The following is a 19,994-nucleotide window of genomic DNA, read 5'->3' on the forward strand; positions in this document are numbered from 1 at the left end:
CGCATCCACTGATTGGAAGGACCATCATGAAGGCAGCACGTTTCCATGGCCGCAAGGACATCCGGATCGAGGACATCCCGGAGCCGGAGCTCCGGGCCGGCGCGGTGAAGATCGACGTCGCGTGGTGCGGGATCTGCGGCACTGACCTGCACGAATACCTGGAAGGCCCCATCTTCTGCCCCGCGCCGGGGCATCCGCATCCGCTCTCGCACGAGGAGTCGCCGGTGACCCTGGGCCACGAGTTTTCCGGGACCGTCTCCGAGGTCGGCGAAGGCGTGGACGGGCTCGCGGTGGAGGACAACGTCGTCGTCGAACCCTATTTTGTGGACGGCGACTGCGACATGTGCCAGGCCGGCAGCTACCACCTGTGCCGGCAGATGGGTTTCATCGGGCTCTCCGGCGGCGGAGGCGGGCTGAGCGAGAAGATCGTGGTGGACCAGCGGTGGGTGCACCCGATCGGCGACATTCCCCTGGATGAGGCGGCCCTGATCGAGCCGCTCTCCGTGGCGCACCACGCGGTGGCGCGCAGCGGCGCCAAGGCCGGCGACGTGGCCTTGGTGGGCGGCTCGGGCCCGATCGGGCTGCTGACCGCGGCCGTCCTCGAAGGCATGGGCGTGACGACGATCATCAGCGAACTGACCCAGGCCCGGAAGGAAAAGGCCGTCTCCAGCGGGGTGGCGGACCACGTGCTGGACCCCAGCCTGGAAAACGTTCCGGCCCGGGTGCTGGAACTCACCGGCGGGACCGGCGCCGACGTCGCCTTCGAATGCGCCGGCGTGAACGCGGTGCTGGACACCATGCTCGACGCCGTCCGGCCCGGGGGAGTGGTGGTCAACGTCTCCATCTGGGGCGCTCCCGCCACCGTGGACATGCAGAAGCTGGTTCTCAAGGAGATCGACCTGCGCGGCACCATCGCCTACGTCCGGGACCATCCCGCCGTCATCAAGATGGTGCAGGAGGGCAAGGTGGACCTCAAGCCCTTCATTACCGGCAGGATCGCGCTGGACGACTTGGTGGAGCAGGGCTTCGACACCCTCATCAACCACAAGGACACCGCCGTGAAGGTGCTGGTGCATCCGTAGCGGCCGGAGCGCCGGGGGTTGCGCTGTACGTTGCCGGGGGTCTGCGGTCCCCGGCAGCGCTGCGGGTTGCACGGCTCCGGGGGCCCATGGCGCCGGTTGAAGCTGGTTCGGCGGAGAGCCTCTGCGCCGGGTAGCGGTCGGCTGTTCCCATCTCGGGTCTTGGTTGGAACAATGCTGCCATGGCACGAATTCTTGGGTTCCTGTTGTTCCTGGCCGTGGTGGTCTACGTGATCGCCGCAACGTGGCTGTTCGTCCTCGCGCTGGTGGTGACCGTGGCGATCGTCAAACATGTACGCACCCGACACCGCGTCGCCCCGCGGGCCGCCCCGGCAGCCAAGCTCCACCACAACGCTCCAGCCGTCCCGCGCGCTATCCCGAGCCCCGCCCCGGCTCCGGCGCCGGCCTATCTGTCCCGGTGGTCGGTCCAGCGCCGTTGGGTCGTCGCCGGCGACAAGGACGACTGGGACCAGGCCTTCCGGGACGTCGAGCTTCGGGCGCAGGTCTGCGCTGCCTTACCGGGGGCCTCCCGGACGTAGCACGCCGCGTCACCGCCCCGCGATGTGCCCCGCCACGTACTCCGCGTCGTCGCCCACCACGGACAGCGTGGCGGACAGGTGCTTCGTGAGCCAGGGTAGGCCCACGGCGTAAAGTCCCGGGACCTCGGTGACCCCGCGGCTGTGCCGCGGGTAGTTCCACTCGTCGAGGACCGGCATGTCGAGGAAGCCGAAGTCCAGGCCGTAACCGGTGCACCAGATGACCGAGGTGACGCCCTCGGCCGCCAGATCGAGCCGCGCCCCCGTGTCCGCCGGCAGCCAGTCGTCCGCCGGCGCGGGCTCCGCTGGCGGCGCGTCAATGCCGGCCGCGGCGATGTAGGCGTCGGCCATCCGCCCCAGCCGCGCAGCGAACCCCGCCTCCACCAGGGCGAAGCGCGCGGGGAGGTCGTCGCTGAAGTCGAGGCCGCCGTCGTCCGTTCCCTCATACCGGCCGTGCAGCCGCACTCCCCGGCGCCCGAGGTCCCGCAGGTGGATGCTGTGGCCGCCGCCGTTGCCGGAGATCAGCGGATTGCACATAAAGCGTGCGGCGGGCGAGGGCAGTTGGTCCGCCTGGAGGCCGTTGATGCCGAACTCGGGGCCGTGGAGGTTGATCTGCAGGATCCAGTGGAAAACGTCCTGGCCGCGGTACCGCCGCGGGGCCTCGGGGCAGGTGGAGACGGACAGATGGACTTCCCGGCCGGCGTCGAGCAGGTCCTCGGTGATCTGCCCGCCCGACTGCCCGGTGCCCACCACCAGCACGGCGCCGTCGGGAAGCTGCTGCGCGTTGCGGTAGTCGTGGCTGTGCAGCTGCCGGATGTGCCCGGGGAGTTTGGCGGCCGACGCCGGAACCCGCGGACGCTGGAAGGCGCCGTTCGCGAGGACGACGTTCCGTGCGTCCCAGCGGCCCTGGTTGGTCTCGACCGTGAAGCGGCCGTCGACGACGCCGACCCGGGTCACCTCCGTGCCGAGCCGCACCGGCGCCTTGATCCGCGCGGCGTAGTCGCGGAACAGTCTGATCACCTCATCCCGGGGGAGGAAGGCGTCCGGCTCGGGCCCGTCGTAGCTCAGCTCCGGCAGCAGGAAGGAAAAATTCGGGGTGTTCAGGAAGAACGAATCCCAGCGGTCCTGCCAGCCGCCGCCAAGCTCCGCCCGCTGCTCCAGCACGTGGTGGTCGACGCCGAAGCGGCTCAGCCAGCAGCTGGTCGCCAGGCCCGCCTGTCCCGCGCCGACCACCAGGGTGTCGGCCGACTGGACGGGTCCCGCGCCGGGGGAGGGCATGGCTACTTCCTCGGCACTTTCGGTGCCTTGGAGGCCTTGGCCGCCTTGGAGGCTTTGGGCGCCTTGGGCGGCTGCCCGGCCACATACTCGAACGCCCTTTCCACCCAGGCCCTGGCGCGCTCCTCGCCGGTGTCGCCACCAGCGCCGCCGCCGTCGCCGTTCCAGGCCTCCGGCAATCCGGTGTAGCCGCCCATAGGGCGCTCGGCCGGGCCGAACGGCACGGTCCGCTCCGTACTTTCGAGCGCCGCCTGGTCTGCCGTGGAAAGCTTCACGCCAATGGTGGAGCCGAACAGGCCGGCGAACATGTTGCCGTTCACGAACGCCCCGAGGTTTCCGAACATCGGCTTGACCACCACCTCGGGCAGGTCCGGGAGCACGGAGCGGAAGTGTTCCTTGTCGGCGTCGGACGCTTTCGGCATTTCCATGGGGTGCCTCCGGAGCTTGATGGCCAGCAGCGGGTCTTCCTGCAGGATATGCCCGCGACTCCTCCCGGTTCCACCCCCACCCGCGGCGCCAGCCCCGGCACCCCGTCCCGGATCTCAAAGGACGCTTTCGTGGACCAGGGTGCCCCCGGCGTCGTGCGGTCCTCCGAGCGAGCCTCGGGCCGGTGCGCGGCCGGGACCACGGCTACCGCTATGTTCCGCTGCCGGAGATCGGGCCGATCCCGTCCATGTATGAACCTGTCTGATACGCGGAAAGGTCGTGGCGACAGTCGTCGAGGGAACCGCCGGTGCACTGTCCGCCGCCGGCTACGTCCTCCTGCGACAGAAGGAAATCCCGCGACCGTCCCCGCGCCACGGCGGCATCGGCAGGGTCCGCTGATCCGATGACCAGGATGGCCCACGGGGCCCGTCTCGGGCCAGTCGTATCTCCAATGAGACGAACGTCCAAGCGCCCACCGGGCCCACCCTCGTTATTTAGATCACATTTATACCCATCCGGATCCCGATCGACTGCGAAGTACCACTGTCCTCAAAGAGAGACACCACCATCATTTGCACAAGGAGACTGCCCGATGAACAAAGCACTGCGATTCCTGGCCGTACCGACCCTCGCCCTGGGCGCACTTGCCCTTTCAGGTGCTCCGGCCATGGCGGCCGATGAGTCCTACCAGTCCACGCTGCGCCAGATTAACGGCAGCTCCGCTTCCGGAACCGTCACCGTCGATGTCACCGGAAACCAGGCCCACGCCGTTCTGAAGGTTTCAGGTCTTGCCAAGACATTTATGGACGCGCCGTACCCGCACGTTCAGCACATCCACGGCGGGGCCAAGGGTGCGTGCCCGGCCCCGGGTGCCGACAAGGACGGCGACGGTGTGGTCAGCACCACAGAGGGAGCCCCGTCCTATGGCGGCATCGTGACCACCCTTTCCACCAGCGGAGATACCAGCCCGGCCGCCGGGCTGGACCTCAAGGTCGCCGGTCAGGGTGCCAGCTACACGATTGACCGCACTTTCGAACTGAACGCGGAAACGAAGGCTGCCCTGAAAGCCGGAACAGCGGTTGTGGTGGTCCACGGACTCGACCCCGCAACACTGAGCGCCGCCGGCCAGGCAGCCAAGAGCGATCTGGCTCCCACCCTGCCGCTGGCAGCAACGTCGCCCGCCCTGTGTGGAACCTTGGCCGTCGGCCAAATGTCCATGCCGGTGGGTGGCGCTGACACGGGCGTCGCACAGAGCACCACCGGAACGGACGCCGGAACGCTGGCGCTCGGTGGCGGCCTCGTGCTCGCAGCCGTGGCAGGCGGAGCCTACGTTGTTCGCCGCCGCAATGCCGGTTCAGTAGCCTAAGCACAGTTGCCCGGACTGTCATTATGACGAAAACGAATTTCGGCCGCCGCGGAGGCGTCCTGGCTTCCGCGGCGGTCGGAGTTCTGCTCCTTGCCGGCTGCTCGGCAGGCAACGCGGAAACATCCGACGGCGGCTCCGGTGCCGGCGGCGCCGCTGCGCAGTCCGCTTCGCCGGCGTCGCCGACCCCCAGCGCATCCGCGTCCTCAGCGACGGCGCTCAGCCCTGCGCCGTCGGCAGTTCCTGCCGAGACACTTCCCGCGGTACTGCCAAAATCGGACCCGCTCGCGCTATCCATCCCGGCAATCGGTGTCCGGACTGAACTCCTCCGCCTGGGCCTGCGGGAAAACAAATCTCTTCAGGTGCCGCCGGACGGCCCCGGCGCACCGGCAGGGTGGTATGCCGGATCACCCACCCCCGGTGAACGCGGACCGGCCGTCCTGCTGGGCCACGTCAACGCGGTCGGCGGCGGACCCGGAGTGTTCGCCAACCTCCGCAGCCTCACCCCCGGGACACCGGTCACCATCCAGCGGACCGACGGCTCCACCGCAACGTTCACCGTTGAGCGCGCCGCCGCCTACGGCAAGGACACGTTTCCGACCCTGGAGGTTTACGGCAACACCGCCGCGGCCGAACTGCGCCTGATCACCTGCGATGGCTACGATCCGGCCACGGGTCTGTTCGACGACAACTACGTCGTGTACGCCAAGCTCCAACCCTGACCGCCGGGCAGGCGCAGCCGTCCTGGCGGACGCACCCGCCAAAACACACCACGAGAATCACCGCACGAGGTAGGGGAACCGACATGAAACACCGCAATTCCTGGCTGGGATCACTGGCCGTGGCATCGCTGTTGCTGTCCGGCTGCGCCGCCGCCGGTGCAGCCGCACCGGGCTCCGCGACGCCCGCCGCGTCGGAGACCCACGCTGCCGGGCACGCAGGGGAGCACCACGACTCTGGCCCCGCTGCCCAGGCCACATCCGCAGGAGAAGGACCCACTGAGGCTGCCCTCATGGTCTGCGGGAAGGAGACGCAGGACAATATTTCCACGAGCCTGTCTCTCACGGCCGCCCCGCACAGCGTGAGCAGCTGGGCCGACAAACTCTTTACCTGTACCTACCACCTCGCCGAAGGAAGCCTCGTGCTCTCCGTGAAGGAATCAGCCGATCCGGCAGCGGCGCGCCAATACTTTGACGCGCAGCAAAGCAAGGCAGGGGCGGCCGTGTCGATCAAGGGCCTTGCCAACCTTGGATTCCCCGCCTACGAGACAGCCGGCGGGTCAGTCGTCTTCCTCAAAGACAACATGACCCTGACCGTGGACGCCACCGACTTGCCCGGCGCCGTCGGACCGAACGGCGTCACGCCCACGGCTTTCGCGTACCAAATCTCCACCACCATCCTGGCCTGCTGGACAGAACACCGCTAAGACGCCCGTCTCGCGGCCGGAGTGTCCATCGCCCGGGAGCGTCCACTTTGCTGCGCTCGGTGTCACTGCCGCTGGCGCTCGCCGTTTCCGTGGTGGCCTCCTTCGCGGCCGCCGAGCCCGGGCGTGAAGCGCAGCGCCGTCAGGCCCATGGCGGCCACTGCGCCAGGGGACGGGGTGAGAGGCAACAGGAAAGGGCCGCGAAAGTGCCGCTGAGGGGTGCAGGAGAGCCCGTCATGATGCATGAAGAGTTCAAGCAAGTTGCCTTAGCAACGCGAGCTTCGAAAGAGCCCGATCACCTCGTCCCGGGGGGGAAGAAACCTTCGTCCCGGAGGAGGAAAGCGTCCGGCCCGGGACCGTCGTAGCTCAGCCTCGGCAACAGCAATGAAAAATTCGAATCCCAGCGGTCCTGCCGCGGCTCCTCCCGGTTCTACCCCCGCGGCGCCAGCCCCGGTACCCCGTCGTTGATCTCAAACGACGCCTTCGTGCTCACCGGTGCCCCCGGCGTCGTGACGTAGTCCAGCGTCCGGAAGTCCGCGGTCATGGTGTCCCTGGTGATGCGGGTGTTCACGTAGCCGCGGTTGTCGTTGTAGAACTTCAGGTGCGGGTTCCAGGCCATCGTGGCGTCCGTGGTGGAGCCGGTGCCGTTGCCGGTGGAGGAGATGGACGTGCAGACCAGCTCCGAGCCCACCACGGGCGACGCCGGGTCCTTGTAGTCCACCTTGACGTCGTTGGCCCAGTTGCGGTGCACGTCGCCGGTCAGGACGACGGCGTTGCGCACCTTGGCGTCCACCCAGCCCTGGGTGATGCGGCGGCGGGACGCGGCGTAGCCGTCCCAGCCGTCCATGGAGACGTCGTCGATCTCCGGGGCCTGGTTCCGGTCCCGTTCGGCGAAGAACACCTGCTGGCCCAGGATGTCCCAGCGCTGGGTGGAGTTCTGGAACCCGTCCAGCAGCCACTTTTCCTGCTCCACGCCGGTGATGGTGCGGTCCTCGGTCAAGCGCTCGGCGACGTTCTTCCTCCAGCCGTCCCCGGCGAGCTGGTCGTCGCGGTATTGCCGGGTGTCCATCATGTGGAAGTTGGCCAGCTGGCCCCACTGCAGCTTCCGGTAGATCTTCATGTCGGCGCCCGCCGGGACCGACGAGCGCCGGAGCGGCATGTTCTCGAAGTAGGCCTGGAACGCAGCGGCCCGGCGCTGCCGGAAGTGCTCGGTGGTGTCGTTCAGCTGCCCGGCATCGCGGTTCTCCGGGACGTCGTCCGCCCAGTTGTTGTCCACCTCGTGGTCATCCCACACCACCAGCCACGGCGCCACCGCGTGCGCGGCCTGCAGATCGGCGTCGGCCTTGTACTGCGCGTGCCGCTGCCGGTAGCCGGCCAGGTTCACCGTCTCCGGACCTGCGTGGCCGCGCGGGTTGCCGCCGCCGATCACGTAGCTGTCCTTTTTGTACTCGTAGAGGTAGTCGCCCAGGTGCAGCACCAGGTCCGGGTGGTCCTGGGCCAGCCGGGCGTAGGCGGTGAAGTAGCCGTGCTCGTACTGCGCGCAGCTGGCGAACGCCATGGCCAGCGCCGCCGGCGTCTCGTGCGGCGCCGGGCTGGTCAGCGTCCGGCCCACCGGGCTGAGGTGCCGGCCGGTGCGGAAACGGTAGAAGTATTCGCGGCCCGGCCGCAGGCCTTTCAGCTCCACGTGCACGGAGTGCGCGGTCTCCATCCGGGCGTGCTCGACGCCGCGGGCCACCACGGTGCGCATGCCGGCGTCCTCCGCCACTTCCCATGCCACCGCGACGTTGCGGGCGGGCATTCCGCCCAGGCCGTCGCCGGCCACCGGATCCACGGCCAGCCGGGTCCAGATCACGAAGCCGTCCGGCCACGGCTCGCCGGAGGCGATGCCGAGCTGGAACGGATCGGTGCGGAGGCCGGCGTCGTCCGCGGTGGAAACGGCGACGGCGGCACCCGGCCAGGCGGCGACCAGCCCGGCCCCGAGGCCGGCGGAAAGAACGGATCTGCGCGAAATGTTGTCCATGCCCGCCACGCTATTCACGCCGGATTGACAGCTTGCATTGGCGATATGAATGTCCAATTAACTGCATGACAAAACCTGCGGGCTCGGGGCAGCTGGCCGCGCACCAGTCAACGGAAAACAACCGCGCCCACCGGGTTCGGGTGGGCGCGGTCGTTGGGGAGGTGCGGTTCTCCGTGCGGCGCTGGCTTAGGCGCGTGCCTTGGCGCGGCCCTTGGTGAGGATCATTGCCAAGGCGATCATGCCGGCGCCGAGCACCAGGTGCAGGATGTTGTCCAGGCTGTTCAGCGGCACGAAGTCGCCGGCTGAATCTTCGGGGACCACCAGGCCGTACACGAACAGGACCAGGTAGATGACGCCGCCGTAGAGCAGGAAGGAGCGGGCGCCGGTGGCCGTGCGGGCCAGGAACAGTCCGGCGGCGCCGAAGAGCAGGTGGACGATGTTGTGCAGGACCGAGACCTGGAACAGGCCCAGGAGCATCGCCTCGGAGTGGTGGCCGGCGAACTGCAGCGTCTCGTAGTTGGTGGTGATGCCCGGGACGAAGCCCAGGATGCCGACCAGCAGGAAGACAGCGCCGACGGCGAGGCTGGCCTTCTGGACAGTGGTGCGGGCTGTGGTTCGGGCGTGGTTCGTGGTGGTCATGCTGGCTCCTTGGGTGCGGGCTTCGAGTGATGGAGCGGCCGATGGTGTGGCCGCTCCGGTGCTTATGCCAGCAATTCGGAGGGCGCTGGGCTGTGGATTGCTCGCCGGGGACTCCTCTCCGCAAATTCTTTCTCGCCGACGACGGGGCGAGGCCGGGGCGGAAGCAGGAGGCCGGGGCAGAATCAGGCCTTCCGACTGTGCGCCTTGGGTTCTTTCGGCGGCAGGGCGGCAACGTGCTCGAACGCCTTTTCCACCCAGGCTTTGGCGCGCGCCTCATCGCCGTCGCCCTCGCCGTTCCAGATCCCCGGCAGCCCGGTGTAGCCGCCCATGGGACGCTCGGCCGGACCGAACGGAACGGTCCGCTCGGTACTTTCGAGCGCCTCCTTGTCCGCCTCGGAGAGCTTCACGCCGACTGTGGGGCCGAACAGGCCGGCGAACATGTTGCCGTTCACGAACGCCCCAAGGTTTCCGAACATCGGCTTGATGACCACCCCGGGGTGGTTCGGCATCACCGAGCGGAAGTGTTCCTTGTCGGCGTCGGACGCTTTGGGCATGTCCATGGTGCACCTCCGGAGGGTCGCGGATCAGGGACGGTCTGTCTGCAGGATATGCCCGTAGCGGGGCACCGGTACAGGCTGCGGGTCGAGCCGCCCTGGAACCCGCAGCGTGCACCCGCCGGGACCTCTTCCGGTTACCAGCCGGCCTTGCCGGGCTGCCCGATGACTGACCCCACCGTCAGTCGGTGCGCGCCCCGTTGATGATGTCGTCAGCGTTCTCGAAGGCCCAGGAAACCAGCGGAACCAGCAGGGCGCTCAACTCATGTCCGCGCTCCGTGAGGCTGTAGTCCACCCGGGGCGGAATGACCGGCTGGGCTTTCCGGCTGACCAGGCCGTCGCGCTCGAGGGTCTTCAGGGTCTGGGCCAGCATTTTCTCACTGATACCCTCGGCGCGCCGTCGCAATTCGCTCCAGCGCTGCTCGCCCTCGGACAAAGCAAGCAGAATCAGCACACCCCACTTACTGGTGATGTGGTCGAGCACAGTGCGGCTGGGGCAGCCGGCCGGGAAAATGCCGCCGGCCAGGGCGGCGGGGAGGCGCGTGGCAGGGACCGGATCGACCGTACTAACTTCCATGCCAGTACCTTACCTCAAAGTGTGTACTCTCTTTCGGGAAGTAAGTCGAAGATGCCTTGGTTGTGATCGGTGGTAGACACCCCATCGAAAGGAAACCCATGAGCATCGTCATCACCGGCGCAACCGGCCAGCTGGGCCGCCATGTAGTCGAGGCCCTGCTGGAGCGCAACGTTCCTGCGGAGGACATCGTGGCCGCGGGCCGCTCCATCGAAAAGCTCGCAGACTTCGCCGCCCGCGGCGTCCAGGTCAAGTCCATGGACTACACCGATCCGGCCTCCGTAAAGGAGGCGTTGCAAGGGGCGCGGAAGGTGCTCCTGATTTCCGGCAGCGAGGTGGGGCAGCGTGTAGAGCAGCACCGAACCGTCATCGAAGCCGCGAAGGCAGAAGGTGTTGAACTGCTCGCCTACACGAGCATCGCCAACGCGGACACCACAAAGATGAAGCTGGCAGTGGAGCATCAGGAAACCGAGGCCATCCTGCAGGAAGCGGGCGTTCCTTTCGCTCTCCTTCGCAACAGCTGGTACCTGGAGAACTACACCGACCAGCTGCCTGGCACGCTCGCACAGGGCGGGATCGCTGGAAGCGCAGGGGAGGGCCGCGTCAGCGCAGCTTCCCGGGCAGACTACGCCCACGCTGCCGCTGCTGTGTTGGTTGCCGAGGACCAGGCCGGCAAGATCTATGAGCTGGGCGGCGACGAACCGTTCACCATGGCTGAACTCGCGGCGGAGATCAGCGAGGCGACCGGCAGGGAAATCTCCTACGAGGACCTCCCTGCGCAGGAGTACGCCGGAATGCTGGCCGGTGTTGGAGTGCCGGAGGCCTTCGCGGAAGTCCTGGCCGACTCTGACCTGGGGATTGCCCGCGGCGACCTCTTGGTCAGCACCGGAGACCTGAAGACGCTGATCGGACGCCCCGCCACGTCCCTGGCCGAAGCTGTCCGCTCAGCAACTGCCTCCGCCTGATCTGCAGCCGAGCGTCGACGAACGGGTTCTCTTGCCGGCTATGCCTGAGGGTGAACGCGGTGCAGGCCGCCGTGGGGACGCTCCGGAACCATCCGCCGCCCGGAAGAGGGAAGCGTCTGTAAGGATGGACTCCATGACTCAGAGCAGCATCCGCCAGTATCAGGAATCGGTTACGGTCAACGCATCAGTCGAGACGCTCTACGACCTAGTCTCGGACATCACCCGCACGGGCGAGTGGAGCCCGGTGTGTACGTCATGCTGGTGGGACGACGAGGACAACGCCGGCCGCGCCGGTGCCTGGTTCACCGGCCGGAACGAGCTCCCGGAGCGGACGTGGGAGACCCGGTCGCAGGTGGTGGCGGCCGAGCGCGGCTGCGAGTTCGCCTGGGTGGTGGGCGGCAAGTACGTCCGTTGGGGCTTCACCCTCACCCCGGCCGACGGCGGCACCGTCCTGAGCGAGTCGTGGGAATTCCTGCCCGAGGGGATAGCCATGTTCGGCGAGAAATTCGGGGACGGGGCGCCCGCCCAAATCGCCGATCGCACCCAGCAGGCCCTGGACGGCATCCCGAAGACCCTCGCCGCGATCAAGCGGATCGCCGAGTCCATCGCTGTGACTGAGGACGCCAGGTCCTAGGACTGGGACTGCCCAACATTGAAAGGTTCGGCACACGCCGGGGTCCGGCACGTGGCCAGCAGAGGGAAACGGCACTAGGCCGCCGTCGTCCGCTGGCAAGGGGACTTCGGCGCAGCCCGCGCCGTCCCCAAATATAACGAACTGGTAACATGGGGCTGATGGCGAATCAGTCTGGTCAAACACGAGTCACCCAATTGGACGGCCTTCGCGGGATCGCCGCCCTGGTGGTGGTCGCCTGCCATCTGCTCTCCACGCTCCCGGGAATCGGCGACGCCGTATTTGAACAACGCTCCGTGGCGCTCAGCCCGGCGGAGACTTGGGCGGTGTTCTCCCCGCTGCACCTGCTCTGGAACGGCACCCCGGCGGTCCACGTCTTCTTTGTGCTCTCCGGCTTCGTCCTGATCCTGCCTTTCACGAAGGCTGGGCCTGGCAAGAGTTGGGTCCCCTACTACGCCAAGCGTCTGCTCCGCCTCTACCTGCCGGCCTTAGCGGCGCTTGCCCTCGCGCTCGCGTTGATTGCGGCTGTCCCCCGCACTGCATCGCCATTGCAGAGCACCTGGGCGGACATGTACGTCACCAACCCGGGAGCGGTCCAAATCGCCAAGGACGCCGCGCTGCTTATGGGCGCGAGCACCATCAACACCCCGCTGTGGACCCTGAGGTGGGAGGTCCTGTTCTCCCTGCTCCTTCCGGTGTACGTCGTCGTCGCCCTCCGTTGGCGGCGCTTCTGGCACCTGAAGCTGGGCCTCGTCGTGGCCCTGGCCGCGGTGGGCGCGGTGCAGCACATCGACTGGCTGATTTATCTGCCGATCTTCGCCATCGGCGCGATCATAGGCGCCGAGCGTGACCGGATCCGCGAGCTGACCCGGTCCTGGCCGCGGCTCGTCTGGCTCCCGGTGACCGCCGCCGGCCTGCTGCTGGCCAACGCGGAATGGTTCAGCCCCGCCAAACCGGTCACTGGTGTTGAGGCGCTGGTGACGATCGGCGCGACGCTACTCGTCCTGGTGTTCCTGCTCTGCGGCTCGGCGAAGAAGCTCGGCGACACCCGCGTGGCACAGTGGCTGGGCCGCGTTTCCTTCAGCCTCTACCTGGTGCACCTGCCGATCATCCTGGCCGGCGTCACCCTGCTGCGGTCCGTGTCGCTTCCGCTGGCGCTCGCCGTCTCGGCGGCGGCCTCGTTCGGCGCCGCCGAGCTGTTCTACCGTTTCGTGGAACGCCCCGCCCAGCGGCTCTCGGTCGCCGCGGGACGTGCCGTGGAGAGGCGTCTTCGCCGCGGCGACCGCGGGGAAAGGCCGGCGGAGCAGGCCGCCCCTGGGGCACCGCAGTCGGCCGCCGGTACTGATAGGACGCGCGGCAGCCTGAACGACCCCCTGCGCCCCCGTGGTGCGTCGCCGTCGGCGAACGGTGCTTCGGTCCGGCACGGGCAGAGCGTCGGTTAGAGCGGGGGACAGTCCTGGTGGCGGGCAGCCACGCCCGGTGAGCGCGCGCTGCAGTCGCTGGGCGCGTGCCGCTAATTCGACGGAGCGAGAAGTCCTGCGGCGACCAAAAGGCCTAGCAGGATGACAATGATCCCCATGGCCGCGATGATCCAGACTCTGCTGGATTTCCCCTTCGGCGCCCGCCAGATCGCGATCACGGCCGCAAAAAACAACCCGGCGGCAACAGGAATGAAGGCGAGTTGCCGGGGCTCGGTGTTCAGCGGAAGCAGCCGGTCCGCACCGTACAGAGCCAAGACCAAAGCGGGAATACCGAGGCCGAGAGAAGCTACGGCGGCCAGCGTGTTGAAGGCAGACTGCGCGTCGGCCTCCCGGGAGTTGGAGATGCTGGCCGCCGCCGCCATGAGCGCCCGCGCGGAGTCGGACTCGGCGTCGAGTTGCTTGCGCATCTCCAGGCATTGGCGGACCGCGGCGTCGTGGAGTCTCATCCAGGTTCGGGTGCCCGGCGTTGCCGGCTCTGCTTCGTTGATGATTGACGGATCCTGAAGTCGCCGGTACGAGTGATACGCCTCCGAATCCGATAGATGCAGCCAGAGACCTTCGCGGACCGCTTCCCGTGCCTCATCTGCGGCGCGCCCGCAGATAATGTTCAGCTCGAGCAGCGAAGCGACAATTGGTGTGTTGCTGGCGGTGGAATGGCCCTTGGCACTGAACACCGCAAGCCGGTGTTCGAGGTCATAGCGGACCTCCCGTACCTGGGCCACCGAGTTTCGCGAGATCTCCGCGAGGTTCTTTGCGTACTGCGCGATGAACATCTGCAAGTCCACGGCCGGGAGTGCTACCGGCCAGCCGGGCAGCTCGCGTTCAAACTGACGGACAGCTTTTGTGACGACCTCACCATCGCCAGGCGTTGTGTCCTCGTCGATGTCCAGCCGCACGAATTCGCCTTCGGCCGGGCCCTCAACCCAGGCGTTTCCCACCACCGACTCCACGGCTACCTTATCGAAGGCCCGGACAGCCAAGCAGGTGTGGCCCACGAGGACGACTCGTTCACCCTTAGGGCCGAAGACACGCAGGAGAGGTACGACCCGGAGGATGCCTGGGCCATCGGCTGCCACGGCGCTTTCGGCCCTTGCGACCATGGCTTTCTGGCTCAGGACCTCATGTCCGTATCGGGTGCGGAGCCTGCTGGACAGCGCGGCAGGAGGGTCTGATCGAGACGGTGCATGCATTGGCCCATCCTAGGACGCGACAATCGCGGTGCCGGGCAAGGGCGTCGCCGGGCCAGGCGGGATGAAGCGAGAGCCGGGACCCGTCCGCCGTCGTCGCCTAAAACTACGCGTGGTAATCCGCCCCGAAAATCTCCTGTACAGTTGATCTTGTTGTTGTGTTTATGCAGTTCGTAGTTCAGGCAGTACGCACGGTCGAAAGTCCGTGTTCTTCTGAAGCAGCGGTTTTGAGCACCCCACACTGGAGGACCCGAAAGTCGGGACTTTTCCTCCACCTTCACGAAGGACAAAAATAATGGCTACTGGTACCGTCAAATGGTTTAACGCTGAAAAGGGCTTCGGCTTCATTTCCCCCGATGACTCCTCACAGGACGTTTTCGCTCACTACTCCGCGATCGCCTCCTCCGGCTTCCGCTCCCTCGAAGAGAACCAGAAGGTCTCCTTCGAAACCGAGCAGGGCCCCAAGGGTCCCCAGGCCGTAAACATCCAGTCCCTCTAATTCTTTAGAGACTCTGGACCGTTAGGTTCGAGCAGGGCCCGTCTTCGGACGGGCCCTGCTTTTGTTTAACCCGGATGTGCCCGGCAAGGGAGCATCCGCACCGCAACCGCCCGACGTCGGCCGCCTCAGCCAACCTGCCGTTGCGCCACCCAGCCGGCCAGCACCGGGTTGTCGATCTCCTTTGCCAGCCACTGCGCGGACTCCGCGGCGCCGGCGTCGCCCAGTGCCGCGCGGTGTGATTGCGCCCGCACCGCGAACTCCCGCATCCCGGACCGGCTGGCCAGCGCGCCCAGCCGGTCCGCGAACTCGGATGCCCGCGGCGAACCCGCAGCCAACGCCACCTCCGCCGCCACGTCCAGCAGCCGGGCCGAGTACCAGAGGTACCACGGCTTCGGCGCCATGCCCCGGCCCACCCAGTGTTCGGCGGCGGCCAGGTCGCCGTGCGCCAGGAACAGCCGCGCCTCGGCCCCGGCGGCGAGGGCCATGTAGCAGTGGTCGCCGGCCAGCTCGGCCATCACCCAGGACCGGTCGATCAGCTCCGCGGCCTCCTCGAGCCGGCCCGCCGCCAGGTACGTCTCGCCGCGCAGCCCGGCCACGAATGGTTCGAACGCCGTCCAGTGCTCCGCGGCCACCCCGGCCAGTGCCCTGTCCAGGCATTCCCCGGCCAGGTCGAGTTCGCCGCGGATCAGGTGGACCCGGCCGAGCAGCGCCTCACCGAACGCCTGCTGCCGGCGGTTCCCGGCCTCCGCGGCCAGCCGCACCGACTGGGTCAGCGCGGACGCCGCATCTGCGTAGCGGGCAGTGTCCGAGGCGAGCATGCCCTGGATCGCCAGGATCCTCGACTGCTCGTCCGGGAATCCCTTCGCGGCCCGCATCGCGCGCTCCAGCCAACCGGCGGCCCGGTCCGGGACGCCGCGCTGCACGGCCAGGTAGCCCAGTTCCCGGTAGGCGGCAGCGGCGGTGCGGGAGCCGCCGTCGGGCGCTTCCGCCATCAGCGCACGGTGCAGGAAGTCCGCCACCTCAGCACCGCGGCCGCCCGCCTGGTGGATCACCGCCCCCGCCAGCGTCACCAGCGACTCGGCGAGCAGGTGCCGCTCACCGGCCCGCTGGGCGAGTTCGACGGCGAGGCGCAACTGCGCGAGCCCGCGGTCCACTGCGCCGGCAGAGAGTGAGGCGGCGCCGGCGTCGAGGTAGGAACGTACGGTGGCGGCGTTCGCCGGGGTGCCGGAATCCGCGGCGGTCCCCGGTTCCGAGAGCGCCCGCCGGACCTCCTCGGGCAGCGGCAGGCCCAGCTCGGCGCGGTACAGCTCGCCGAACTTGGTGACCTGGTCGCGGGCCCGGCGCTGGTCGCCCAGGGCCACCAGCGCCTTCACCAGCACGGCAGCGCAGTCGGCGTTGAACGGATCCCGCTGCAACGCCCGGGACGCGAGGGCGGCCGCGTCCGCCGGGGCGCCGGCCGCCAGCGAGGCCAGCGCGGCGTCGGAGAGCAGCGACTGCACGGCGTTCTCCAGCCGGTACCGCTGGTCCGCGAGCCAGACCTCGAACACCGGGCTGTCGGAAAAGTTCAGGCCCTCCAGCAACTGGCCCTCGAACCGGAGCGGATCAACGTCCCGGGCCGCAGCGGAGCCAAGTTCCAGCACGTCGCACCGCCAACCCAGCTGCAGCTCCAGCCGGAGGGGATCGCCGGCGATCGCGGCCCGGCCGAGGACCCGGCGCAGCTCGGACAGGTTCCAGCGCAGGGCGCCCAGGGGGTCCGCGGCGTCGGGAAAGAGCAGGGCTGCGGTCCGGGCGCGGCCAGCGCCCGCGGGGCTCAGCGCGAGGTAGGCCAGGACCGCCCACGCCTTGCGGCCGCGGGGCTGCGGGGGAGCCGCGCCCGCGTGCGTGGCGTCCGGGGGTGCTGGGTCAGGGGGCTCGATCCGGGGCGGGCCGATGAGCCGAATCCAGGTGTCGGCCATACCGAATTTTACCGCCGGAACGCCCTCACACGCAGGCTCACACGGTGCCCGAAGACACTGAAGTCATCCACTCACCACCCACCACCGAGGTGCATCACCATGGAAGTACTCGCAGTCCTGCTCGCCGGATCCGCACTGGTCGCGATCCCCGGCACGTTCGTCGCCATCCTGCGGGACGGCCACGGCCACACCCCCGAGGTGCGGTCCGACGAACCGTGGAAAGCCGGCAACCTGCCCAGCGAACCCTACGCGTCGGCGAACCGGAGTCTCCCGCCCGCCCTCTGGTTCCGGTAGCCGCCTAGTTCCGCGAGCCCACTAGCGCCGGGAGCCCGCTAGCGCCGGGCGTACGCACTGGCCCGGCGCTGTTCATGCTCCCGCCGCTAACGGTTTACGCGGGCGGTCAAGGATGGCACCATGACTGATTTCACCCGCCGCAATGTCCTCAAGGGTGCCCTGGCCGCCGCCGGCGCAGCCGCCGTCGTCCCCGCAACCGCCGGAGGGGCCAGCGCTGCCCGGCCCGCCGGCGTCGCACTGGTCCGTAACCGCCTGACCCTGCCCTCGGGCATCGCTACCGGCGATGTCACCACCGGCTCCGGCGTGCTGTGGTCCCGCGCGTCGGGCCCGGGCCGGCTGGTGGCGAACCTGCTGGCCGTCGACGACGACGGGTCCCCGCTCCGCGGCGGCCGCGCCTTCCGGCGGGTGCTACGGGGGAGCACCGCCAGTGAGGCGACCGATTTCACCGCCAGGATCAACGCCGAACACCTGCCCGCCGGCACCCGGTTCGCGGTGAGCCTGCACTTCGAGGACGCCGACGGCAACGCTGGCGAGACCGCGCAGGGATCGTTCAGCACCGCACCGGAGGCCGGGCTGCTCCGCAGCGGCCGCGCCGCCCGCGGCCAGAGCTTCGTCTGGAGCGGCGACACCGCCGGCCAAGGCTGGGGCATCAACGAGGAGATCGGCGGGATGCGCGGCTACGCGGCCATGCATGCCACAGCGCCGGACTTTTTCATCCACTCCGGCGACACGATCTATGCCGACGGGCCGATCAGCGCGCAGGTGACCGAGCCGGACGGCAAAATCTGGCGCAACCTCGTCACCGAGGAAGTGTCGAAGGTGGCCGAAACGCTTAACGAGTACCGCGGCCGGCACCGCTACAACATGATGGACAGGAACATCCGCGCCCTCTACGCGGAGGTCCCGGTGATCGCGCAGTGGGACGACCACGAGACGCACAACAACTGGTACCCGGGCCAGATCCTCACCGACAGCCGCTACACTGAACGCCGGGTAGACGTGCTCGCCGCCCGCGGCCGGCAGGCCTGGCAGGAGTACCAGCCCATCGCCGGCGTCAACACCGGCGGCACCGGCTTCGAACCGGCCCGGATCTACCGCAAAATCAGCCGCGGCCCACAGCTGGACATCTTCTGCCTGGACATGCGCACCTACAAGGACGCCAACACGCCCGGCTTGGAACCGCAGCTGACGCACATCCTCGGCCAGGAGCAGGCCGACTGGCTAATCCGCGAGGTGAGCAAGTCCAAGGCCACCTGGAAAGTTATTGCCAACGACCTCCCGCTGGGGCTCGTGGTGCCGGACGGCACGGTCAACCAGGAATCGCTCTCCAACCGCGACCCCGGCGCCCCCTTGGGTAAGGAGCTGGAGCTCGCCGGGGTGCTCGCCGCGTTCAAGCGCAACCGGGTTAAGAATGTGGTCTGGCTGACGGCCGACGTGCACTACTGCGCCGCGCACCACTACGCGCCGGAACGCGCCGCGTTCACCGACTTCGATCCGTTCTGGGAATTCGTCGCCGGGCCCATCAACGCCGGCAGCTTCGGGCCCAACGCCCTGGACGGCACGTTCGGGCCGGAGGTGAGGTTCTTCAAGGCCGGCGCCTACGCCAACGAATCTCCGCGCAGCGGCGAAAGCCAGTACTTCGGCCACGTGAACCTGGGCGCCGACGACGTCTTTACCGTCAGCCTGCGCAACGCCAACGGTGTTGTGCTGTGGAGCAAGGCCCTGCAGCCGGAGCGGTAGCGCTGCCGGCGGGAGCGGCGGCTGCTCCGCCGTCGGACTCTATCCGCCGCGGGGAGCGTCGCAAACACGAGTGGGCCCCCCCGGAAAGTCCGGGAGGGCCCACTCGCGGGAACGGAGACGGCGCTTAAGGCGTCGGCAAGCCGCCGTTGACGTTGAGCGTCTCACCGATTACGTAGCTGGACTCGGCGGAGGCGAGGAACACGTAGGCCGGGGCCAGCTCGGCCGGCTGGCCGGCGCGGCCCAGCGGGGTTTCCTTGCCGAACTCGGGCAGGTCCTCGGTGGGCTGGCCGCCGCTGGCCTGCAGCGGGGTCCAGATGGGGCCGGGCGCCACCGCGTTGACCCGGATGCCCTTGGGCGCCAGCTGCTGGGCCAGGCCCTTGGTGAAGTTGTTGATCGCGGCCTTGGTGGAGGCGTAATCCACCAGGGTTTCCGAGGGGCTGTAGGCCTGGATAGAGGTGGTGTTGATGATGCTGGAACCCGCCGGCAGGTGCGGCAGGGCTTCCTTGGTGAGCCAGAACATCGCGTAGACGTTCGTCTTGTAAGTGTGGTCAAACTCGACGTCGGTGATGTCGCCGAGTTCCTTCTGTGCCACCTGCTTGCCGGCGTTGTTGACCAGGATGTCCAGGCCGCCAAGTTCCCGCACGGCAGTCTCCACGAGCTCACGGCACACCGCCGAATCCTTCAGGTCGCCCGGGACCTTGACCGCCTTGCGGCCGGCCTTCTCGATCAGGCCCGCGATCCGGCTGGCGTCCTCTTCCTCCTCCGGCAGGTAGGACATCACGACGTCGGCGCCCTCGCGGGCGAAGGCAATCGCCGTCGCGGCACCGATCCCGGAGTCCGCGCCGGTGACGAGCGCCTTGCGGCCCTCCAGCCGGCCGGTGCCGCGGTAGCTGTCCTCGCCCAGGTCGGCCTTGGGCGTCAGCTTGGCGTCCAGGCCGGGTTCCGGCTGGCTCTGCTCGGGCGGCTCGATCTGTTCGTACGCCGTAACGGGGTTCCTGAACGTGTACTGGTCAGTCATAGTTCTCCTCCGGATAGGTGCGTCGCGCCCGGTCTTTTCTTGGCCGGGGTGCAGGCGGCGGGTGGATCCCACAACACGCTAAGCATGCTTAGTAATTACCCTAGTCAGATCGGGGGAGTGGATGCAACGACAGTGGCTCCCGGTGCCGTCCCGAGCGGGAGCTGGAGATTAGCCCTGCTGCCTTGGCCCGGCAGGAGTGCCCTGCAGTTCACCATTGTCGGTATAGGTGAAGTGTGCTTCACTTATTGGGTGGAGGGGAGTATCCCCTAAATGTTCCGTCGTCAGTACGGCCGCCCCTGAGCGGCCCGGCGGGCAGGCCCTTTGGGGCCGGGAGA

21 protein-coding genes are annotated in these 19,994 nt (G+C 68.2%); 11 read left to right on the top strand and 10 right to left on the bottom strand.

Annotated elements, in window-relative coordinates; genetic code table 11:
* The first annotated feature begins 26 nt into the window (after positions 1–26).
* Positions 27–1,082 (top strand): 2,3-butanediol dehydrogenase, encoded by a 1,056-nt coding sequence (locus tag ACUYM2_RS04565; protein ID WP_481598999.1) that lies wholly within the window; start codon positions 27–29, stop codon positions 1,080–1,082.
* Positions 1,083–1,261: 179 nt separating this feature from the next.
* Complete coding sequence (locus ACUYM2_RS04570) at positions 1,262–1,618, top strand: hypothetical protein (protein WP_481599000.1); 357 nt, start codon at positions 1,262–1,264, stop codon at positions 1,616–1,618.
* A 9-nt stretch (positions 1,619–1,627) separates the two neighbouring features.
* Here the strand turns inward: ACUYM2_RS04570 and ACUYM2_RS04575 are convergent, their stop codons facing one another.
* Together ACUYM2_RS04575 and ACUYM2_RS04580 are read right to left on the bottom strand one after the other, a co-directional pair.
* The gene (locus ACUYM2_RS04575) at positions 1,628–2,893 is read right to left on the bottom strand and encodes a flavin-containing monooxygenase (protein ID WP_481599001.1); all 1,266 of its coding nucleotides are present in this window, start codon (positions 2,891–2,893) and stop codon (positions 1,628–1,630) included.
* Between the two features lie 2 nt (positions 2,894–2,895).
* A complete protein-coding gene (locus ACUYM2_RS04580; protein WP_481599002.1) occupies positions 2,896–3,318 on the bottom strand; it encodes a TfoX/Sxy family protein in 423 nt (140 codons plus the stop codon).
* 590 nt (positions 3,319–3,908) lie between these two features.
* Between ACUYM2_RS04580 and ACUYM2_RS04585 the strand changes: the two genes are divergently transcribed.
* The 3 genes from ACUYM2_RS04585 (at position 3,909) to ACUYM2_RS04595 (ending at position 6,105) form a co-directional block, all read left to right on the top strand.
* Entirely contained in the window at positions 3,909–4,682 is a 774-nt protein-coding gene (locus tag ACUYM2_RS04585) for a hypothetical protein (protein WP_481599003.1), read from the top strand.
* 23 nt (positions 4,683–4,705) lie between these two features.
* A complete protein-coding gene (locus ACUYM2_RS04590; RefSeq protein ID WP_481599004.1) occupies positions 4,706–5,401 on the top strand; it encodes a class F sortase in 696 nt (231 codons plus the stop codon).
* 83 nt (positions 5,402–5,484) lie between these two features.
* Positions 5,485–6,105, top strand: coding sequence for a hypothetical protein (locus ACUYM2_RS04595; protein WP_481599005.1), 621 nt, complete (start codon positions 5,485–5,487; stop codon positions 6,103–6,105).
* Positions 6,106–6,167: 62 nt separating this feature from the next.
* On the opposite strand, the gene ACUYM2_RS04600 is transcribed toward ACUYM2_RS04595, so the two are convergent.
* The 5 genes from ACUYM2_RS04600 to ACUYM2_RS04620 all read right to left on the bottom strand — a co-directional run bounded on the left by ACUYM2_RS04600 (position 6,168) and on the right by ACUYM2_RS04620 (position 9,892).
* A complete protein-coding gene (locus ACUYM2_RS04600) occupies positions 6,168–6,362 on the bottom strand; it encodes a hypothetical protein (protein WP_481599006.1) in 195 nt (64 codons plus the stop codon).
* A 170-nt stretch (positions 6,363–6,532) separates the two neighbouring features.
* Positions 6,533–8,122 (bottom strand): alkaline phosphatase D family protein, encoded by a 1,590-nt coding sequence (locus tag ACUYM2_RS04605; protein WP_481599007.1) that lies wholly within the window; start codon positions 8,120–8,122, stop codon positions 6,533–6,535.
* 186 nt (positions 8,123–8,308) lie between these two features.
* The gene (locus ACUYM2_RS04610; protein ID WP_481599008.1) at positions 8,309–8,761 is read right to left on the bottom strand and encodes a DUF4383 domain-containing protein; all 453 of its coding nucleotides are present in this window, start codon (positions 8,759–8,761) and stop codon (positions 8,309–8,311) included.
* Between the two features lie 182 nt (positions 8,762–8,943).
* Positions 8,944–9,321, bottom strand: a complete 378-nt coding sequence (locus ACUYM2_RS04615) for a TfoX/Sxy family protein (protein WP_481599009.1) — start codon at positions 9,319–9,321, stop codon at positions 8,944–8,946.
* A gap of 175 nt (positions 9,322–9,496) precedes the next feature.
* On the bottom strand, positions 9,497–9,892 hold the full coding sequence (locus ACUYM2_RS04620; protein ID WP_481599010.1) for a winged helix-turn-helix transcriptional regulator: 396 nt from the start codon (positions 9,890–9,892) through the stop codon (positions 9,497–9,499).
* A gap of 98 nt (positions 9,893–9,990) precedes the next feature.
* Here ACUYM2_RS04620 and ACUYM2_RS04625 point away from each other — a divergent pair, with 98 nt between their 5' ends.
* From ACUYM2_RS04625 to ACUYM2_RS04635, 3 genes are all read left to right on the top strand, one after another.
* Positions 9,991–10,854, top strand: coding sequence for an SDR family oxidoreductase (locus ACUYM2_RS04625; RefSeq protein WP_481599011.1), 864 nt, complete (start codon positions 9,991–9,993; stop codon positions 10,852–10,854).
* A gap of 133 nt (positions 10,855–10,987) precedes the next feature.
* Positions 10,988–11,488 (top strand): SRPBCC family protein, encoded by a 501-nt coding sequence (locus tag ACUYM2_RS04630; protein ID WP_481599012.1) that lies wholly within the window; start codon positions 10,988–10,990, stop codon positions 11,486–11,488.
* A 158-nt stretch (positions 11,489–11,646) separates the two neighbouring features.
* Positions 11,647–12,927, top strand: coding sequence for an acyltransferase family protein (locus tag ACUYM2_RS04635; RefSeq protein WP_481599013.1), 1,281 nt, complete (start codon positions 11,647–11,649; stop codon positions 12,925–12,927).
* A gap of 71 nt (positions 12,928–12,998) precedes the next feature.
* On the opposite strand, the gene ACUYM2_RS04640 is transcribed toward ACUYM2_RS04635, so the two are convergent.
* The gene (locus ACUYM2_RS04640; RefSeq protein ID WP_481599014.1) at positions 12,999–13,904 is read right to left on the bottom strand and encodes a hypothetical protein; all 906 of its coding nucleotides are present in this window, start codon (positions 13,902–13,904) and stop codon (positions 12,999–13,001) included.
* A gap of 544 nt (positions 13,905–14,448) precedes the next feature.
* Here ACUYM2_RS04640 and ACUYM2_RS04645 point away from each other — a divergent pair.
* Positions 14,449–14,652: a cold-shock protein gene (locus tag ACUYM2_RS04645; protein WP_066274236.1), complete on the top strand. Its 204-nt coding sequence runs from the start codon at positions 14,449–14,451 to the stop codon at positions 14,650–14,652.
* 125 nt (positions 14,653–14,777) lie between these two features.
* Here the strand turns inward: ACUYM2_RS04645 and ACUYM2_RS04650 are convergent, their stop codons facing one another.
* Positions 14,778–16,607 (bottom strand): AfsR/SARP family transcriptional regulator, encoded by a 1,830-nt coding sequence (locus tag ACUYM2_RS04650; RefSeq protein ID WP_481599015.1) that lies wholly within the window; start codon positions 16,605–16,607, stop codon positions 14,778–14,780.
* Positions 16,608–16,706: 99 nt separating this feature from the next.
* On the opposite strand from ACUYM2_RS04650, the gene ACUYM2_RS04655 reads away from it, so the two are divergent.
* A complete protein-coding gene (locus ACUYM2_RS04655; RefSeq protein ID WP_481599016.1) occupies positions 16,707–16,901 on the top strand; it encodes a hypothetical protein in 195 nt (64 codons plus the stop codon).
* A 120-nt stretch (positions 16,902–17,021) separates the two neighbouring features.
* Positions 17,022–18,641, top strand: a complete 1,620-nt coding sequence (locus tag ACUYM2_RS04660; RefSeq protein WP_481599017.1) for an alkaline phosphatase D family protein — start codon at positions 17,022–17,024, stop codon at positions 18,639–18,641.
* A gap of 124 nt (positions 18,642–18,765) precedes the next feature.
* Here the strand turns inward: ACUYM2_RS04660 and ACUYM2_RS04665 are convergent, their stop codons facing one another.
* Complete coding sequence (locus tag ACUYM2_RS04665) at positions 18,766–19,659, bottom strand: glucose 1-dehydrogenase (protein WP_481599018.1); 894 nt, start codon at positions 19,657–19,659, stop codon at positions 18,766–18,768.
* Between the last annotated feature and the right edge of the window lie 335 nt (positions 19,660–19,994).

It is taken from the genome of Arthrobacter sp. SD1074B (genome assembly GCF_056780195.1).

Excerpts from the sequence above, each read along its gene's own strand:
- ACUYM2_RS04565 (WP_481598999.1), top strand. The coding sequence starts at position 27 with ATGAAGGCAGCACGTTTCCATGGCCGCAAGGACATCCGGATCGAGGAC.
- ACUYM2_RS04570 (WP_481599000.1), top strand. The coding sequence starts at position 1,262 with ATGGCACGAATTCTTGGGTTCCTGTTGTTCCTGGCCGTGGTGGTCTAC.
- ACUYM2_RS04575 (WP_481599001.1), bottom strand. The coding sequence starts at position 2,893 with ATGCCCTCCCCCGGCGCGGGACCCGTCCAGTCGGCCGACACCCTGGTG.
- ACUYM2_RS04580 (WP_481599002.1), bottom strand. The coding sequence starts at position 3,318 with ATGGAAATGCCGAAAGCGTCCGACGCCGACAAGGAACACTTCCGCTCC.
- ACUYM2_RS04585 (WP_481599003.1), top strand. The coding sequence starts at position 3,909 with ATGAACAAAGCACTGCGATTCCTGGCCGTACCGACCCTCGCCCTGGGC.
- ACUYM2_RS04590 (WP_481599004.1), top strand. The coding sequence starts at position 4,706 with ATGACGAAAACGAATTTCGGCCGCCGCGGAGGCGTCCTGGCTTCCGCG.
- ACUYM2_RS04595 (WP_481599005.1), top strand. The coding sequence starts at position 5,485 with ATGAAACACCGCAATTCCTGGCTGGGATCACTGGCCGTGGCATCGCTG.
- ACUYM2_RS04605 (WP_481599007.1), bottom strand. The coding sequence starts at position 8,122 with ATGGACAACATTTCGCGCAGATCCGTTCTTTCCGCCGGCCTCGGGGCC.
- ACUYM2_RS04610 (WP_481599008.1), bottom strand. The coding sequence starts at position 8,761 with ATGACCACCACGAACCACGCCCGAACCACAGCCCGCACCACTGTCCAG.
- ACUYM2_RS04615 (WP_481599009.1), bottom strand. The coding sequence starts at position 9,321 with ATGGACATGCCCAAAGCGTCCGACGCCGACAAGGAACACTTCCGCTCG.
- ACUYM2_RS04620 (WP_481599010.1), bottom strand. The coding sequence starts at position 9,892 with ATGGAAGTTAGTACGGTCGATCCGGTCCCTGCCACGCGCCTCCCCGCC.
- ACUYM2_RS04625 (WP_481599011.1), top strand. The coding sequence starts at position 9,991 with ATGAGCATCGTCATCACCGGCGCAACCGGCCAGCTGGGCCGCCATGTA.
- ACUYM2_RS04630 (WP_481599012.1), top strand. The coding sequence starts at position 10,988 with ATGACTCAGAGCAGCATCCGCCAGTATCAGGAATCGGTTACGGTCAAC.
- ACUYM2_RS04635 (WP_481599013.1), top strand. The coding sequence starts at position 11,647 with ATGGCGAATCAGTCTGGTCAAACACGAGTCACCCAATTGGACGGCCTT.
- ACUYM2_RS04645 (WP_066274236.1), top strand. The coding sequence starts at position 14,449 with ATGGCTACTGGTACCGTCAAATGGTTTAACGCTGAAAAGGGCTTCGGC.
- ACUYM2_RS04650 (WP_481599015.1), bottom strand. The coding sequence starts at position 16,607 with ATGGCCGACACCTGGATTCGGCTCATCGGCCCGCCCCGGATCGAGCCC.
- ACUYM2_RS04655 (WP_481599016.1), top strand. The coding sequence starts at position 16,707 with ATGGAAGTACTCGCAGTCCTGCTCGCCGGATCCGCACTGGTCGCGATC.
- ACUYM2_RS04660 (WP_481599017.1), top strand. The coding sequence starts at position 17,022 with ATGACTGATTTCACCCGCCGCAATGTCCTCAAGGGTGCCCTGGCCGCC.
- ACUYM2_RS04665 (WP_481599018.1), bottom strand. The coding sequence starts at position 19,659 with ATGACTGACCAGTACACGTTCAGGAACCCCGTTACGGCGTACGAACAG.